Below are 14408 nucleotides of genomic sequence, written 5' to 3' on the forward strand. Positions count from 1 at the left end.
TAGCATAACCAAATGGCCGTTAAAAAAACCTGGCATGGCCTTATTCTTCCTTCGATTGCACATAGAGGAGCCTGGCCGCGTCACTGATTTCCAAGCGGTCATCAGCCTTTTGCGACGTTTCTTCCCCCTTTGATGCCTCCCTGGATTCGCTCCTTTGCAATTGCTGAAGCTGCCTTTCGATTTGCCGCATCTCCTGCTCCAGCTGCTTGAGCTTCACTTCCTTTTCTTTTGCTTCGTCATCCGTTTGGTATACTTCCTGGATATCTGCCTGCAGCTCCGTTCTCCGGTTCTCCAGCTCCTTGATTGCATATGCCGAATCGCCTGCTCCAGCTCTCGAATAAGCGGAGCTTGTCGTTGATGAAATTTGCATATCTGATCCTCACTTTCGTTTTGTTCTTCATGAGTATCGGATAGGATTATTAACTTTGCCTTAATGGACGTTTTTTGAGCCTATTAAAAAGGCATCAAGCCAGGATGAGATCATCCAGCTTGATGCCTTTCTTTATTATAAGCGCTTCTCTAATTCCGCTTTTTTCTCTTCAAAGCCAGGCTTGCCCAAAAGTGCAAACATGTTCACCTTATAAGCTTCCACACCAGGCTGATCGAATGGATTGACGCCAAGCAGGTATCCGCTCATTGCACAGGCCTTCTCGAAGAAGTAGACCAGGTAGCCAAACGTATACGCATCAAGCTTCGGAACCGTTACGATAAGGTTCGGAACGCCGCCGTCGGTATGGGCTAACAGCGTGCCCTCGAATGCTTTATTATTGACGAACTGCACCGTTTCACCTGAAAGATAGTTCAGGCCATCCAAATCATTATCCGCTTCCTCGATCAAGATTTCATGACGGGCATTATCGACTTTAATGACTGTTTCAAAAAGATCGCGACGACCTTCCTGAACATATTGCCCTAATGAATGCAGGTCAGTCGAAAAGTTGGCCGACGAAGGGAAAATCCCTTTTTGGTCCTTGCCTTCACTTTCTCCGAATAATTGCTTCCACCACTCAGAGAAATATTGCAGACCCGGCTCATAGTTGATCAGCATCTCAATCGTTTTCCCTTTATTGTAAAGGACATTTCGAACTGCGGCATATTGGTATGCCTGATTATCGGCTAACTCGGATGAACTGAAATCGTTTCTGGCACTTTCGGCACCTTCCATGATTTGATCGATGTCCGCACCGCTGACTGCAATCGGAAGCAAGCCCACTGCGGTTAACACCGAGTAGCGTCCTCCCACATCGTCAGGAATGACGAAAGTTTCGAAGCCTTCCTCCGTTGCCACTGTTTTTAATGCGCCTTTTTCTTTATCAGTGGTCGCATAAATCCTGCCTTTTGCTTCTTCCACGCCATATTTTTGTTCAAGAAGCTTCCGGAAGATCCTGAAAGCCAGTGCAGGTTCAGTCGTCGTACCGGATTTGGAGATTACATTGATCGAGAAATCCCTATTTTCCAATACATCCATTAAATCCTGCATATATGTAGAGCTAATATTGTTACCTACAAATAAAACTTGCGGGGTTTTTCTTTTTTCAGAAGGCAATATGTTGTAAAAGCTGTGTTGAAGCATCTCAACCGCTGCCCGGGCTCCCAAGTAGGACCCGCCGATTCCGATAACCAGCAACACTTCCGAATCTTCCTTGATTTTCGCTGCAGCCTTTTTGATTCTTGAGAATTCTTCTTTATCATAGTTGGCAGGGAGATCGATCCAGCCAAGATAATCATTTCCTGCTCCCGTTTGTTCATGCAGGGAATGGTGTGCCACTTTTACGGCGTCCTGCAAATAGGTTATTTCATGCTCTCCGAAAAACGGCAGGGCTTTTGAATAATCGAAACGTATATGGGCCATTCAAATTCCTCCTCCAATTGTAACTTTCCTTTTCACTTTATCTGATGTATTTCTGATAATCAAGAACTGGATAAAGTAATTGGTGAATTTTCCCGATTAAATAAATTGCATTCCCACCTCATAAAGGTGGGAATGGGGATATTTTTCTTGATTATAAAGAAGCGCGTAATATCGCAAGAACATCTTCACGGTTCAGGACCTTGAATCGGCCAAAATCGCCTCTGCTCATCGCTTTATCAGCGATGACTTCCAGCTGTGAGTCATCAATTTCATAATCGGAAAGAGTGGTCGGCGCCCCTAAGCTGCTCCAAAATGCACGAAGCCTGTCAATTCCCTCAAGTGCCGCTTCCTCATCCGTTTTCCCTTCAGGATCGACATCGAATACCCGGATCGCAACCTGTTTGAAGCGTGAGACATTTTCATGAAGTACATGTTTCATCCAATTCGGGAACAGGATGGCCAATCCGCCGGCATGAGGGATGTCATACACTGCCGAGACGGCATGTTCAATATTATGCGTCGCCCAATCACCACTGTAACCGACTCCGAGCGAACCATTAAGGGCAATATGCCCGGCATACAAGATCGTAGCCCTGTGCTCATAATTCTCGAGATCTTTCAATAGTTCAGGTGCCGTTTCCATCACGGTCAATAACAGCGATTCACAGAAACGATCCTGAAGCGGTGCATGCGTTTCGGGATGGAAGTATGTTTCGAACACATGTGACATCATATCGACCATTCCGTATACCGTTTGGTTTTTAGGTACCGAAAAAGTGTTTTCGGGATCTAAAATGGAGAATTGAGGGAAAACCAATGGGCTGCCCCAACCGTATTTCTCTTTTGTCTCCCAGTTTGTTATGACGGATCCCGAATTTGCTTCGGAGCCCGTTGCAGCCAACGTCAGCACCGTCCCAAATGGCAATGCCGCCTCGACCGGCGCCTTCTTGATGACGAGTTCCCATGGGTTGCCGTCATATTTAGCACCTGCAGCAATGGCCTTTGTAGCGTCAATGACGCTTCCGCCGCCAACGGCAAGGATAAAGTCGATCTGATGCTGCTTACAAAGATCCACACCCTTTTGAACGGTGGAGATGCGCGGATTCGGTTCAACCCCGGATAGTTCGTGCACCTCGGCATCGATTTCTTTCAAGGCTTTGATCACTTTTTCATATAAGCCATTTTTCTTTATGCTGCCGGATCCGTATACGAGTAAAACTTTATTTCCATAAGCCGGAATTTCGGATTTTATGCTTTCAAGCTGATCTTTCCCGAAAATTACTTTAGTGGGATTTTTAAACGTGTAATTTTCCATTGGATTTCTCTCCTTTTTTATGACACATCACCTTTTTTGCAGCCTTGTAAACATCCACGCGGGCAATGGCAAGTTTTTTCTTTTCTTCATTATGACCAATGTGACATATAAATACAAAAAATCCGTCCGGAACTTTTGTAAAGATGTATATTTACATGATGAAAAAGCATGATAAGTAAAGAACGAACTTATTTTAAAAAGGAGGCTGTACAATGAGTGGAATTCAAAGAACGGCACTTGTTCTTACAATAATCGGTGCAATCAATTGGGGATTAATAGGGTTTTTCCAATTTGATTTAGTCGCATCGATCTTCGGAGGCCAGGATGCTGCATTGGCCCGTATCGTTTATGGATTGGTTGGAATTGCTGGCTTGGTCAATCTTGGTCTTCTCTTCAAACCAAGTCCTGAAATATCCAGGGAGCCAGAAACAAAACCGACTCGTTAAAGAATGGGTAAGTTCCTGGACATCTTTTATGTACAACAAATAAGCCGGGGCATGGTTTATCCTGACCCGGCTTTATTTCATTAGTCAAAAAAACCGGCTGATCAAAAGATCTGCCGGTTTTAAAAAATTATTTTTTGATAAGGTCTTCGCGTTGAGATTGTTCGATCCACTCTTGAAGTTTGTCTTTCAATGTGTTGAATCCTTCAGTAGATTCGATGTGAGATGTTGCTTTAACAGATGCTTGGCGTTTTTTCGGAGCTTTTTTCGGAGCTTCAGTACGCTCAGGAGCTTCTTCTGTAGCACGGATCGATAAGCCGATTTTTCCAGCAGCTGAATCGATTGAAAGAACTTTCACTTTCACTTCATCGCCCACTTTTAAATGTTCGTTGATATCTTTAACGAATCCGTGAGTGATTTCAGAAATATGAACTAAACCTTGAGTTGAATCATCTAAAGCAACAAAAGCACCGTATGGTTGAATACCAGTTACTTTACCAGTAACTACCGCACCAATTTCGAATTTCTCAGACATGGTAACACTCCTATTTTATATATATTTTTTCGTCTTTTCACGCAATAAAAAATTATATCACATATTTGGTAAATAATCAAAGTTAAGTATACCATACTTTTTGGGATTTTACTCATAAAAAATGTTTGTTTTTTGGAAATAATAATTAAATAGATGAAATCGTTATTTATAACTTATCCTAATAATTTGCAAATAACCTGGATTTCCTTTTCCATGGCAAAACTTCAGCCTTCTAACATCGGGTCTGCCAGCTATAAAATCCTCATTACTGAATTTTTTTACCGCCTGATTCATTAAGATATGCTCATTTCGAAGTTTCGCAAGCGATTTTTTTCACAAAACCTACATATTCAGTTTCCTATTCTTAAGTTATAATATGGTAAAATAATGACATTAACTAAATTTTTTCCATAAAAAGGAGTGCCTACCCTATGTCAAATGTCGCGAAGAATATTCGGCAATATCGAGAAGACCATAACCTCACGCAGCAGGAACTGGCTTTGAAATTAAGAATCGGCACCAAAAAAATCGAAAAGTATGAATCAGGGGAATCGGTCCCTGATACACAAACCATTTTACGTCTTTCCACCGTTCTTGACATTCCTGCCTCGGAATTTTTGAAGGATGCCCCTACCGGGAATGCTGGTGGCATGGACGAGGACATCAAAAAACTAATTGAAGAAATCGGCACCAAAAAGGCTGAACTCATCTTAAGGGCGGCCAAGGATTTCAGTGAAGAACAAATTCTGAATGTTATGCATACTTTATATAATACACAAGCTTAATTCAAAAAAATGGTCATGGTATGTGTATTTTTTATCAACAGGCTGGATATACTATGATTAACACTTTCTATGTTAATCCATTAGATTAACTCTTTTTTCTAATTCCCCCTATGGAAAGGGATCCGGCTGCATAATGGCCGGATCCCTATTTTTTTGCTTATTTACAATGGTTGGCCATGAAACGTTCCATTCTCTTCAGCGCTTCCTGAAGTTGCTCCATGGAGGATGCATAGGAACAACGGATATGACCTTCTCCGCTTTTGCCGAACACATCTCCCGGAACGACCGCAACAAGTTCCTCGGTCAATAGTTTTTCGGCAAATTCCATTGAAGTCATCCCGGTCTTCTCGATGGATGGAAAGGCATAGAACGCCCCGCCGGGATTATGGCAGTCAAGCCCTATTTCGTTAAATGATTTGACGATATAGTTCCTTCTTCTCCGATAGCTGCGACGCATATCCTCTACGTCCTGCATTCCATGCTTCAAGGCTTCCAATGCAGCATGCTGCGCCATCGTCGGCGCACACATCATCGCATATTGGTGAAGCTTGAGCATCGCTTCGGAAATTTCCTTGGGAGCACAAACGAAACCAAGCCGCCATCCTGTCATCGCAAACCCTTTCGAAAATCCATTGATGACTATCGTCCTCTCCAGCATGCCATCAATGGCGGCAAATGAAGTGAACTGCTCATCGTAGGCAAGCTCGGCATAGATTTCATCGGAAATGACCAGCAAGTCGTGCTTTTTGACGATCTCAGCAAGCATCACCAATTCTTCATGCCCAAGCTGGGTACCGGTAGGATTATTCGGCGAGCAAATCAAAACAGCCTTCGTTTTGGGCGTAATCGCCGCTTCGAGTTGATCGGGCGTCAATTTGAAGTCATCGGCCCTCGAGGTTTGGACCGTGACCGGGACCCCTCCCGCCATCGTAACCAAAGGTGCATATGCAACGAAGCACGGTTCGACAACGATGACTTCTTCACCAGGATTCAAGATGGTCCTCAAAGTAATGTCCAGCGCTTGGCTTGCACCAACCGTGACGATGATTTGGTCCTCTGGCCTGTAAGATACATGGAACTGCTTTTCCATATATCGACTGATTTCCGACCTCAACTCATATAAACCGGCATTGGCCGTATAAGAGGTAAATCCTTCCTCCAGGGAATTGATCGCCGCCTCCCTTACCGCCCACGATGTGACGAAATCAGGTTCACCCACGCCAAGGGAGATGACCCCCTCCAAATTGGCTGCCAGGTCGAAAAAGCGGCGGATGCCTGATGGTCTAAGCTCTGCTATCGTTCTTGAAACATAACTCGTTTTGATCATGGTGACACCACGATCCGCTTATCTTCTTCAGTTTGATCGAAAATGGTGCCATCATGCTTGTATTTTTTCATGATGAAGTGCGTCGTCGTCGAAATGACGGAATCAAGCGTCGAAAGTTTTTCGGAAACGAAGCTAGCCACTTCATTCATCGAGCGTCCCTCGACAATGACTGAAAGATCATAGGCGCCTGACATTAAATACACAGATTGCACTTCTTTGAATTTGTAAATCCGTTTTGCGACCTCATCGAAACCGACGCCGCGTTTTGGTGTAACCTTCACATCAATCATCGCCGTGACACCGTGGTATTCATCCACCTTAGCCCAATTGATGACCGTTAAATAACGGACGATGACACGCATATCTTCTAATTTTTTCAATGTAATTTCAATGTCCGCTTCTGATAAATCGGTCATTTTAGCCAAATCATTCAGGTCGATCCGGCTGTTATTTTCAATGATTCTCAAGACTTCCAATTCCTCTTCATTCAAGTGCATTGGAAAACCCCCCTTTTGGAATTCACTAATGTAGATGTGATGGTTTTTGGCTGGCAGATCGTCTCACGAATGATCTCATTAGACTTTTTCGGAATCCTATATGACAATAAAAATTAATAAGTCCTATTCTGTCAGGATAAACTTACACTATTATATCAAAATTGATTGGCGAGCTGTTATAGCATTTGTCATTTTTACTGGGGATTATTACATTTACTGTTATGCAACAGCAGGACCATCCCTATATTTGGTGATTATGGCATTTTATCCGCTGACCAATGACGAGGAAAGAGGACCAATATGGAACGTCAAACAATCATCGGCAGGGAACGGGTGGATAATATAGATATCTATTTCGAATATGACCGAATGGATGACTCCCTTCCCACCCTTGTACTGCTTCACGGCTTCTTGTCATCCAGCTTCAGCTTCCGTAAGTTGGTGCCCCACTTAATCAAGGAATTCAACGTGATCTCATTGGACCTTCCTCCATTCGGACAAAGCGGAAAAGATTATCGATATACGTATTCATTCCGCAACATCGCCAAATCCGTTGTCCGCTTTTTAGCGGGGAAAAACATCGGCAAATTCAGCATCATCGGCCATTCCATGGGTGGGCAGGTTTCCTTGCAGCTCATCCAATCGCATCCTGATTTGGTTGAACACGCGATTCTCCTTGCCGGATCAGGCTACCAGCCCAGCTATTCGGAAAAGATGAAGCTGGTCAGCTACCTGCCTTTCTTTTCATTCGGGATAAAGGGGTATCTCCAGCGTTCGGGCATCGAAAAAAACTTGAAAAATGTTGTCCATGACCCAGCCCTGATCGATGATGAAATGCGCCAAGGATATATAAGGCCATTCATGGAAAAGCATGATATATTCCGTGCCCTGGGGAGGATGCTCCGGGATAAGGAAGTAGATTTGCTGAAGGATGAACTTCGCGATATTCTGACACCCTGCCTGCTGGTATGGGGAAGACATGACCGCGTCGTGCCGCTGGAAATCGGCCAAAGGCTTCATGGCGATCTGCCCAATTCCGAACTAGTTGTGCTTGAAGATACCGGCCATTTGCTTCCCGAGGAAAAGCCTGCGGAAATCTACCAATTAATCAAACAATTCCTCGGAACAGCCGCCCTTGACTTTGGACCTAAGGAACATGCTCACGAGTAATGGGGCAAAATCAATAAAAAAAAGCGTCCCTGCATTTGGGGACACCTTTTTTGACCTTTATAAGGAACAGCTGGCATCATTTTTTATGATGAGCAGCTTCTGTGCAACTTCGAGGCATTTGTCGAAATCGATGGATTCATCGAAAGCGAACTCGTAAATGGATTGTATTTTTTCCGCGAGCTCCCGCGAGCTATCGATATCCCGGATGGCTACGACTGTATCGGCAATTTCCGGCTCATATAAGTCCCCTCCGATCCGGAAAGGGTCCCACTCTTGTAAAACGGCCACCAACGCGATATTCATTTGCTGTGTATCCATATAATCATCACCTGCTCGATAAATTCAAAGAACATGATATCATAGTATCATACTGACTGCTTCTTAGCGAAAACGACAAAAAATTTTTCGGTGGTGGATATTTTGAATAAATCAATTTTTGAAGAACATTATGAAAGGGAGAATACGGGATCCGTGAAATGGGATAAAAGCTCGCTTAAAACATTGTTTGGAAGCGAGGATGTACTGCCAATGTGGATAGCCGATATGGATTTCCCGGCTCCCGAAGGCATTCAAAAAGCGTTGTTCGAGCGCTTGAAACATCCCATTTTAGGTTATACCGCCCCTTCGGATACAGTTTTCACCGCAATTCAAAACTGGCTGAAAGATCGCCATTCCTGGAAAGTCGAAAAAGAGTGGATCTCTTTCAGTTCCGGTATCGTTTCGGCCATCAGCACGACGATCCAAGCCTTTACAAATCCCGGTGATAAAATATTGCTTCAATCACCTGTGTATACACCATTTTTTGATATGATCAAAAGCAACGACCGGGAAGTGGTCAACAGTCCCCTTAGCCTTGAGGAAGGCCGCTTTACGATCGATTTCACCGATTTTGAAGACAAGCTGAAAAACGGAGTGAAGGTATTCCTTTTTTGCAGCCCTCATAACCCGGGCGGACGTGTCTGGACAAAGGACGAACTGCTGCGAATCGGGGAACTTTGTCAAAAGTACGATGTCATCATAGTCAGTGATGAAATTCATGCTGACTTGTTCCACAAGGGATCGACACATTACCCGATTGCCTCGCTTTCAAAAGAATTAGCGGCGATGACCGTGACATTAATGGCCCCAAGCAAAACTTTCAATATTGCCGGCATGCAGGCTTCCTTCCTGATCACCAGCAACAAGAAATTGCAGCAGCAATTGCAGAAGGTTCAAATGAAATTAGCTTTCCACGGCCTCAACATCTTGGCCTTGACAGCCATGGAAGCCGCCTACCGGGAAGGCTTGGAATGGCTGACGGAAATGATGGACTACATCGAGGAAAATATTAAGCTGGCAGAGAAATTCATGGCTGAAGAACTTCCTGCACTGCATGTGATGCATCCTGATGCTTCGTACCTATTATGGATAGACTGCCGTGACCTTGGTCTGTCCGATGAGGAAATCAAGGAACGGCTGATCCATCACGGGAAGCTTGCATTGGAGCCAGGGTCCAAATATGGCCCAGGCGGGGAAGGCTTCGTCCGAATGAACATCGGTTGTTCACGCGCTACACTCCTGGAAGGGCTAAAGCGGTTAAAACGAGCTTTTTCATAAATGGTCTCGATAGGTGTTACAAAAGGGTTTCCGAATGATCTCATTGGGAAACCCTTTTCGTTTTTCAAATGTTAAAAGGAGAGCACATCGCAGTCGCTCTCCTTTTGCCATTTATTCTTTATCTTCCTCCACATAAGGATCATGCTCATAACGAGGCAAATCCCCAAAGGAGGTTTGGATATTTTCTTCAAAAAGCTCTTCCTTCAGTTCTTCATACTGGGAATTCGGGTATACCGTTATTTCCTTCCCATAAATATCGACACCTACGAAATTTTCATAATCCTCTACATACCCGATGTTCTCTTCTGAATCGATGTACATATCTTCGTAGTCGTTTGGCGGATAAGCGAAATCGGAAGGCGTTTCGGATGTTCCAAAGGATGCTACTTCCTGCCATGAATCCTCGGCATCGAATGCGACCGATTCGTTTTGTTCTTCGTTATCGAATTTACCGAATGATGGCCCCAGCACTTCTTCCTCGATCGGACGATTGTCCGAGGTTTCCCTTGATGGGGTATGCTCGACACAAAAGGTTGTCGTAGGGATGGCATTCAACCGTTCAAGCGGAATATCGGCTGAGCAAACCTCGCATTTACCATACTCCCCTGCCTCGATGGCGGTTAGGGCCCGATCGATATCACTTATTTCATCGCGATAATGCTCTGTAAGCGCCAAATCCTTTTCACGTTCATATAATTCGGTTCCTTGATCGCCAGGGTGATTATCATAACTGGATAATTCACCAGTCGAATCGTGCATGCTCCTTCTTAAATCGAAGTCGCCCGAATCATGTAATCGCTCCTTCAGCTCCTGCTTCGTTTGCTGCAATTGCTGTTGAAAGCCTTTTATCTGCTGATTGGAAAGCATGTGCAACATCCTTTCAAAGTTGTTCTCCCTCTAGTATTTCTCTCTTCGAGTCATTCCATAAAGGTATTTTTTACCTTAGGAATAAAATAAATCAGCTGACAAAAGCTAATTGAGAAATATCAATTTCTAGGGGGCCTTTCATTGTATTTTTATAAAGAAGATTTAATCAATATGATCGTTCCTGATAAGCCTGATCCAAGTGCGGCCAAAGTTCTTCAGGAGGCGCTTGGAGGACAATTCGGTGAAATGCGGACGATGATGCAATATTCATTCCAGAGCGCCAACTTCCGCGGCAAAGCCAAACAATATCGTGATTTGATCCGTGGTGTATTCTTGGAAGAGCTAAGCCATATTGAACTGGTCCAATCGACGATCAACCAATTGCTGAATGATGCAGGCGGGAATATGCCGGGAAATTCCGGTATCGATGGCGCCCCATTGGATGATGTCATCAAGGGCGGCGCAAACCCCCACCATTTCATCATGGGGGCAAAAGCATCCCTCCCCGTCGATGCGGGAGGAAATCCTTGGACTGGCGCATATGTTTATGATCATGGAAATCTCGTTGCCAACCTTCTGAATAATGTCGTTCTTGAATCGACTGGGGTGCTGCAAAAGTCGAGGATTTATGAAATGAGCTCCAATAAATCGTTGCGTGAAACGATCGCCTTTTTGATGGTTCGCGACAATGCTCACCAAAACGCTTTTGCCAAAGCCTTGGAAACACTCGGGGTCAGTTGGGGCAAGATCTTTCCTGTACCGAATTATGATTTGAATAAATACCCTGAATGCCGCAAATATGTGGATTTAGGCTATCACAATGCCCAGTTCAACTTCAGGCTCGACCAAACCCGGATCAGTGAGGTTTTCCAAGGTGAAACGCCTAGCCGCAATGGCGGACAGCTTACTGTCACGGAGCCTCCGAATGGCTACCCCGTTCCTGAAATGCCGGATATGCCAAATGAGCATAGCCCTGGTTTGTATGACTTGAACAGTTAAAAAAGTGAAGGCGGACACATGAACCTGTGCCCGCCTCCCTTTTAATTATTGATATATTTTTCAAAAACGTATCCGAAATCTTTCACATGGTATTTTGTCCGGCTATCCATCAACCATTCAAACGCTGCGGCATTGATTTCCTTGAAGCTTGCCGCCATTTGATTTCCTTCGGTGCGAACTTGGTTCAAGGTCGAAGAAGCCAGATTTACGCTTTGCTGCGCAAATTGCAGGGCATACTCGTTCTCATGGCAAATTTCCGATATTTTCACGAGTGACTTGAACAGGTCCTTCAATTCTTCGATGAATTTTTTATGGACATCGATGGAAAAGGTCCTTGCACCGATCGAAAATTTGATCTCCGCATCCAAATCCACGGTACCCGCCGTCTCAAGAGTCACGTTGGAAATAGTATTCTGGCTGTAGCTGTACCTCATAAGTGTACGCTTCTTGCTGATTGCACTTGTCCCATCCAAATGGATGAAAGCTTGATTGGTGAAGCAATACTCATCCGTTTTCGATTTGATCAGGAAATAAATTTTTTCCCCATCTTCGTGCATGATATAATCATCTGCATCGACCTTGTCATAATCGGCAGGACTTATCACACTTCCAATATCACTTAGACCAAGGGCATCAGCCGCTATTTTCTTGAACATTTCTCCATTCCTCCTATCATGATTCCAGGTGAACTACACCCTTTTAGACGTTTTTCTCCAATATGATCTCATCTCGGATCGGGATGCCATCTCTGCTGTAAAAAGGAATTTCAGGCTTGATTTCCCGTGAATGTTCCACTGCATTTTTGACGATTTCCGAAATGGCATACCCTCTCTTTTGAAAGAACTTCAATGCCTGTAGATTATCATTCGTCGTAATCGCTTTAATTGTATGGCAGTTTTTCTCCTTAGCGATATTCTCCATCACATAAAGCAACGATGAGCCCACACCTTGATTACCATGCACACTATTCAAAGAAATGATCTGGCATACTTGATCGGACACCTTGTACGTGCCCAATCCAGAGATTTCTCCATCCTCATCCATCACCCCGAAACCCTCAAGTTCGGCATAATGAAATAAGCCCCTTGAAAAAACGACTTGGCTCGTCTCCCAGTGGTCTATGAAAAAACGCTTAACCGTATCTGCCGCAATCATCCTTTTCGCTACGATTTGCATAACAACTTACGCCCCCAAAATTTCTATCTCTATGATTTATAGTATAAATTGCTTATGCTGATAAGGGAACTTTTTATTATTCATTCTAATTTTATCCTAGGTCAAGTGAGCCTGTCATCCTTTAAACGCTGGTTCCTCTTCGTCACTTCATCCTCGAATTGCTTCGTCTTCATCTCTTCTTTTTTTGAATATCTGATAATGGCCCTCATCGTAAAAACGGCGGCAACCAAAAAGATGAAACAAGTGATGCCAGCCGGAATATACTCAGACTTGTCTTCCGGAAAATAAAGAAACAAACCTAGTAAAGCATGATCGAGAAAATCCATCCGATACTTCCTCCTTGATAGAGATATGCACTGCTTTCTATTATTATATCAATTCCCAGAACAATCCACTAGTGGACCGAATTGGCTAAAACAAAGAGTGATATTGGAATTCCATTTGTTACTCAACCCCCTTTACCGATTGAAGGTAGAACCATCCTAAGAATTCCTTGTTGATTTGGATCCATTAACTCACCTGTTTTCGATAAGCCCTTTTCAAGCTCCGCTACCATTCGTCCACTCTTATTATTTGGTTCTTGTATGATTGCCTGGGCTATCGTATAAAAAGCCTCACCATACCAAAAGGTTATCTTCTGCAGTTCTTGATAGCCATCATTTGAGAGCGTATCGTTCATGTAGAATGCCACTAATGTTTTATAAAAAATCAGAATTTGCCTTAGCACCGTCTGTTCCTGCGCTAGCTCAATCTTGTCAAGACCAGCCTGAAGGATTTCATTCCCCTCCTCAGGACGATGGGCTGCCAGATAATGATGGAGTAGCAGAAGCGTTATACTAAAGACATCGTCAGATTTGGCTGCCTCATTCATTTTTGCTTTCAGCCAACTAATGTCATGAGTTGTCAGCTGTTGGACGGGGCGAAAGTAGAATGATTCTAGCTGACTATCGCCCTTAACCTGCTCTTCTGTCCTCTTAATAATTTCCATAATACTCCACCCATCTGTTCCTTCAATAGGAACCATAGTGGCAACCATGATCACAAGATTCAAAACGATGAAGTAAGGCAATACATCACTAAAACTCCCTTTATCCCAGTCCAACATGAAATGTACCAGAGAGGCTACGGTAAGCAAGAAAAAATTCGCTAACGGGCCACCAGCATAATACCAAATTTTTCTTTGCCTAATATTACTTTCAGACAGACTGTCATCAAAATACATTTTCGTCACTCCAAAAGAGAGCGGCAGGCTATTATTTAACTCACATCTAATCTTCCCCTCTTCTTTCGTTAGCAAGATACAGAAAAACGCAAGGAATTTAAATTTCATGTTCAACAAGGTACCCAGCAGCCAATGACCCAGTTCGTGGAATCCTATCGCGATGACGAGGATGGCTGCTAATTGTCCAATCAATATATAAAGGGTGTCAGCCGTCATTACAAACAGAATGCCCAATAAGAAAAAGAGACAAAACAAACAAAATAACGGGTGAAGGACTACATATTTATAATCAGGCATATTTGCATCTCCCTTCAAATGATAAATTGCCATTACAGTTTCCATGTTAAAAGTGGTTCTATTCCTTTTTGTTTCGATATAGTGAAGATTGTTTTCAGACATCGCAAACAGTAGAAGGACTTATGACGAGAGAAAAAAATTCTATCAATGGGCTGATAAAACTTTTAAACACTCACTTCGTTACATTTATCAATTATTCCATTAGATCATATAAATTTTAGTAGGGCGTTTCTATTTTGAATTCCAAAGTATCATATTTGGTTTTATGAATATCGTTATTGGAAGAATTTCTAGATTGAACATATACCAGATCTTCCACGCTCATAC

Annotated in this window: 17 protein-coding genes; 5 read left to right on the forward strand and 12 right to left on the reverse strand. The window is 43.5% G+C overall.

What is annotated here, in order from left to right; translation table 11 throughout:
- Positions 1-40: 40 nt before the first annotated feature.
- From MHI53_RS22640 to MHI53_RS22650, 3 genes are all read right to left on the reverse strand, one after another.
- The gene (locus MHI53_RS22640) at positions 41-370 is read right to left on the reverse strand and encodes a FlxA-like family protein (RefSeq protein WP_061143898.1); all 330 of its coding nucleotides are present in this window, start codon (positions 368-370) and stop codon (positions 41-43) included.
- Positions 371-505: 135 nt separating this feature from the next.
- A complete protein-coding gene (locus MHI53_RS22645; protein ID WP_061143897.1) occupies positions 506-1852 on the reverse strand; it encodes a glucose-6-phosphate isomerase in 1347 nt (448 codons plus the stop codon).
- A 151-nt stretch (positions 1853-2003) separates the two neighbouring features.
- Positions 2004-3167, reverse strand: a complete 1164-nt coding sequence (locus tag MHI53_RS22650; protein ID WP_340372351.1) for an iron-containing alcohol dehydrogenase — start codon at positions 3165-3167, stop codon at positions 2004-2006.
- A gap of 212 nt (positions 3168-3379) precedes the next feature.
- Here MHI53_RS22650 and MHI53_RS22655 point away from each other — a divergent pair, with 212 nt between their 5' ends.
- On the forward strand, positions 3380-3613 hold the full coding sequence (locus MHI53_RS22655; protein WP_061143895.1) for a DUF378 domain-containing protein: 234 nt from the start codon (positions 3380-3382) through the stop codon (positions 3611-3613).
- 127 nt (positions 3614-3740) lie between these two features.
- Here MHI53_RS22655 and yugI read toward each other — a convergent pair whose 3' ends face one another.
- Positions 3741-4145 carry a S1 domain-containing post-transcriptional regulator GSP13 gene (yugI, locus tag MHI53_RS22660; RefSeq protein WP_061143894.1) on the reverse strand — a complete coding sequence of 135 codons (405 nt, stop codon included), beginning with the start codon at positions 4143-4145 and terminating at the stop codon, positions 3741-3743.
- 431 nt (positions 4146-4576) lie between these two features.
- On the opposite strand from yugI, the gene MHI53_RS22665 reads away from it, so the two are divergent.
- Positions 4577-4930 carry a helix-turn-helix transcriptional regulator gene (locus MHI53_RS22665; RefSeq protein ID WP_340372352.1) on the forward strand — a complete coding sequence of 118 codons (354 nt, stop codon included), beginning with the start codon at positions 4577-4579 and terminating at the stop codon, positions 4928-4930.
- Positions 4931-5087: 157 nt separating this feature from the next.
- Here MHI53_RS22665 and MHI53_RS22670 read toward each other — a convergent pair whose 3' ends face one another.
- The gene (locus MHI53_RS22670; protein ID WP_340372353.1) at positions 5088-6257 is read right to left on the reverse strand and encodes an aminotransferase; all 1170 of its coding nucleotides are present in this window, start codon (positions 6255-6257) and stop codon (positions 5088-5090) included.
- Entirely contained in the window at positions 6254-6754 is a 501-nt protein-coding gene (locus MHI53_RS22675) for an Lrp/AsnC family transcriptional regulator (RefSeq protein WP_061143891.1), read from the reverse strand. Before MHI53_RS22675 ends, MHI53_RS22670 begins: the two co-directional genes overlap by 4 nt.
- 300 nt (positions 6755-7054) lie before the next feature.
- Between MHI53_RS22675 and MHI53_RS22680 the strand changes: the two genes are divergently transcribed.
- Entirely contained in the window at positions 7055-7924 is an 870-nt protein-coding gene (locus MHI53_RS22680; protein WP_061143890.1) for an alpha/beta hydrolase, read from the forward strand.
- A gap of 57 nt (positions 7925-7981) precedes the next feature.
- Here MHI53_RS22680 and MHI53_RS22685 read toward each other — a convergent pair whose 3' ends face one another.
- Positions 7982-8242 (reverse strand): DUF1871 family protein, encoded by a 261-nt coding sequence (locus tag MHI53_RS22685; protein WP_340372354.1) that lies wholly within the window; start codon positions 8240-8242, stop codon positions 7982-7984.
- Between the two features lie 102 nt (positions 8243-8344).
- Between MHI53_RS22685 and MHI53_RS22690 the strand changes: the two genes are divergently transcribed.
- On the forward strand, positions 8345-9520 hold the full coding sequence (locus MHI53_RS22690; RefSeq protein ID WP_061143888.1) for a PatB family C-S lyase: 1176 nt from the start codon (positions 8345-8347) through the stop codon (positions 9518-9520).
- A 111-nt stretch (positions 9521-9631) separates the two neighbouring features.
- Here the strand turns inward: MHI53_RS22690 and MHI53_RS22695 are convergent, their stop codons facing one another.
- Entirely contained in the window at positions 9632-10387 is a 756-nt protein-coding gene (locus MHI53_RS22695) for a TraR/DksA C4-type zinc finger protein (RefSeq protein WP_340372355.1), read from the reverse strand.
- A 141-nt stretch (positions 10388-10528) separates the two neighbouring features.
- Between MHI53_RS22695 and MHI53_RS22700 the strand changes: the two genes are divergently transcribed.
- Positions 10529-11386 carry a manganese catalase family protein gene (locus tag MHI53_RS22700; protein ID WP_061143886.1) on the forward strand — a complete coding sequence of 286 codons (858 nt, stop codon included), beginning with the start codon at positions 10529-10531 and terminating at the stop codon, positions 11384-11386.
- A 41-nt stretch (positions 11387-11427) separates the two neighbouring features.
- Here MHI53_RS22700 and MHI53_RS22705 read toward each other — a convergent pair whose 3' ends face one another.
- From MHI53_RS22705 to MHI53_RS22720, 4 genes are all read right to left on the reverse strand, one after another.
- Positions 11428-12042 carry a PH domain-containing protein gene (locus MHI53_RS22705; protein WP_061143885.1) on the reverse strand — a complete coding sequence of 205 codons (615 nt, stop codon included), beginning with the start codon at positions 12040-12042 and terminating at the stop codon, positions 11428-11430.
- A gap of 43 nt (positions 12043-12085) precedes the next feature.
- Positions 12086-12562: a GNAT family N-acetyltransferase gene (locus tag MHI53_RS22710; RefSeq protein WP_340372356.1), complete on the reverse strand. Its 477-nt coding sequence runs from the start codon at positions 12560-12562 to the stop codon at positions 12086-12088.
- A 101-nt stretch (positions 12563-12663) separates the two neighbouring features.
- On the reverse strand, positions 12664-12888 hold the full coding sequence (locus MHI53_RS22715) for a hypothetical protein (protein ID WP_061143883.1): 225 nt from the start codon (positions 12886-12888) through the stop codon (positions 12664-12666).
- 122 nt (positions 12889-13010) lie between these two features.
- On the reverse strand, positions 13011-14081 hold the full coding sequence (locus MHI53_RS22720; protein WP_340372357.1) for a M50 family metallopeptidase: 1071 nt from the start codon (positions 14079-14081) through the stop codon (positions 13011-13013).
- Between the last annotated feature and the right edge of the window lie 327 nt (positions 14082-14408).

Origin of the sequence: Peribacillus sp. FSL E2-0218 (genome assembly GCF_037992945.1) — a bacterium.
GTDB lineage: Bacteria > Bacillota > Bacilli > Bacillales > DSM-1321 > Peribacillus > Peribacillus simplex_B.

What these genes read in the sequence shown, in the direction of transcription:
- yugI (WP_061143894.1), bottom strand. Translation starts at nt 4,145, where the DNA reads ATGTCTGAGAAATTCGAAATTGGTGCGGTAGTTACTGGTAAAGTAACT.
- MHI53_RS22675 (WP_061143891.1), bottom strand. Translation starts at nt 6,754, where the DNA reads ATGCACTTGAATGAAGAGGAATTGGAAGTCTTGAGAATCATTGAAAAT.
- MHI53_RS22705 (WP_061143885.1), bottom strand. Translation starts at nt 12,042, where the DNA reads ATGTTCAAGAAAATAGCGGCTGATGCCCTTGGTCTAAGTGATATTGGA.
- MHI53_RS22670 (WP_340372353.1), bottom strand. Translation starts at nt 6,257, where the DNA reads ATGATCAAAACGAGTTATGTTTCAAGAACGATAGCAGAGCTTAGACCA.
- MHI53_RS22715 (WP_061143883.1), bottom strand. Translation starts at nt 12,888, where the DNA reads ATGGATTTTCTCGATCATGCTTTACTAGGTTTGTTTCTTTATTTTCCG.
- MHI53_RS22665 (WP_340372352.1), top strand. Translation starts at nt 4,577, where the DNA reads ATGTCAAATGTCGCGAAGAATATTCGGCAATATCGAGAAGACCATAAC.
- MHI53_RS22655 (WP_061143895.1), top strand. Translation starts at nt 3,380, where the DNA reads ATGAGTGGAATTCAAAGAACGGCACTTGTTCTTACAATAATCGGTGCA.
- MHI53_RS22720 (WP_340372357.1), bottom strand. Translation starts at nt 14,081, where the DNA reads ATGCCTGATTATAAATATGTAGTCCTTCACCCGTTATTTTGTTTGTTT.
- MHI53_RS22680 (WP_061143890.1), top strand. Translation starts at nt 7,055, where the DNA reads ATGGAACGTCAAACAATCATCGGCAGGGAACGGGTGGATAATATAGAT.
- MHI53_RS22650 (WP_340372351.1), bottom strand. Translation starts at nt 3,167, where the DNA reads ATGGAAAATTACACGTTTAAAAATCCCACTAAAGTAATTTTCGGGAAA.
- MHI53_RS22685 (WP_340372354.1), bottom strand. Translation starts at nt 8,242, where the DNA reads ATGGATACACAGCAAATGAATATCGCGTTGGTGGCCGTTTTACAAGAG.
- MHI53_RS22640 (WP_061143898.1), bottom strand. Translation starts at nt 370, where the DNA reads ATGCAAATTTCATCAACGACAAGCTCCGCTTATTCGAGAGCTGGAGCA.
- MHI53_RS22710 (WP_340372356.1), bottom strand. Translation starts at nt 12,562, where the DNA reads ATGCAAATCGTAGCGAAAAGGATGATTGCGGCAGATACGGTTAAGCGT.
- MHI53_RS22695 (WP_340372355.1), bottom strand. Translation starts at nt 10,387, where the DNA reads ATGCTTTCCAATCAGCAGATAAAAGGCTTTCAACAGCAATTGCAGCAA.
- MHI53_RS22645 (WP_061143897.1), bottom strand. Translation starts at nt 1,852, where the DNA reads ATGGCCCATATACGTTTCGATTATTCAAAAGCCCTGCCGTTTTTCGGA.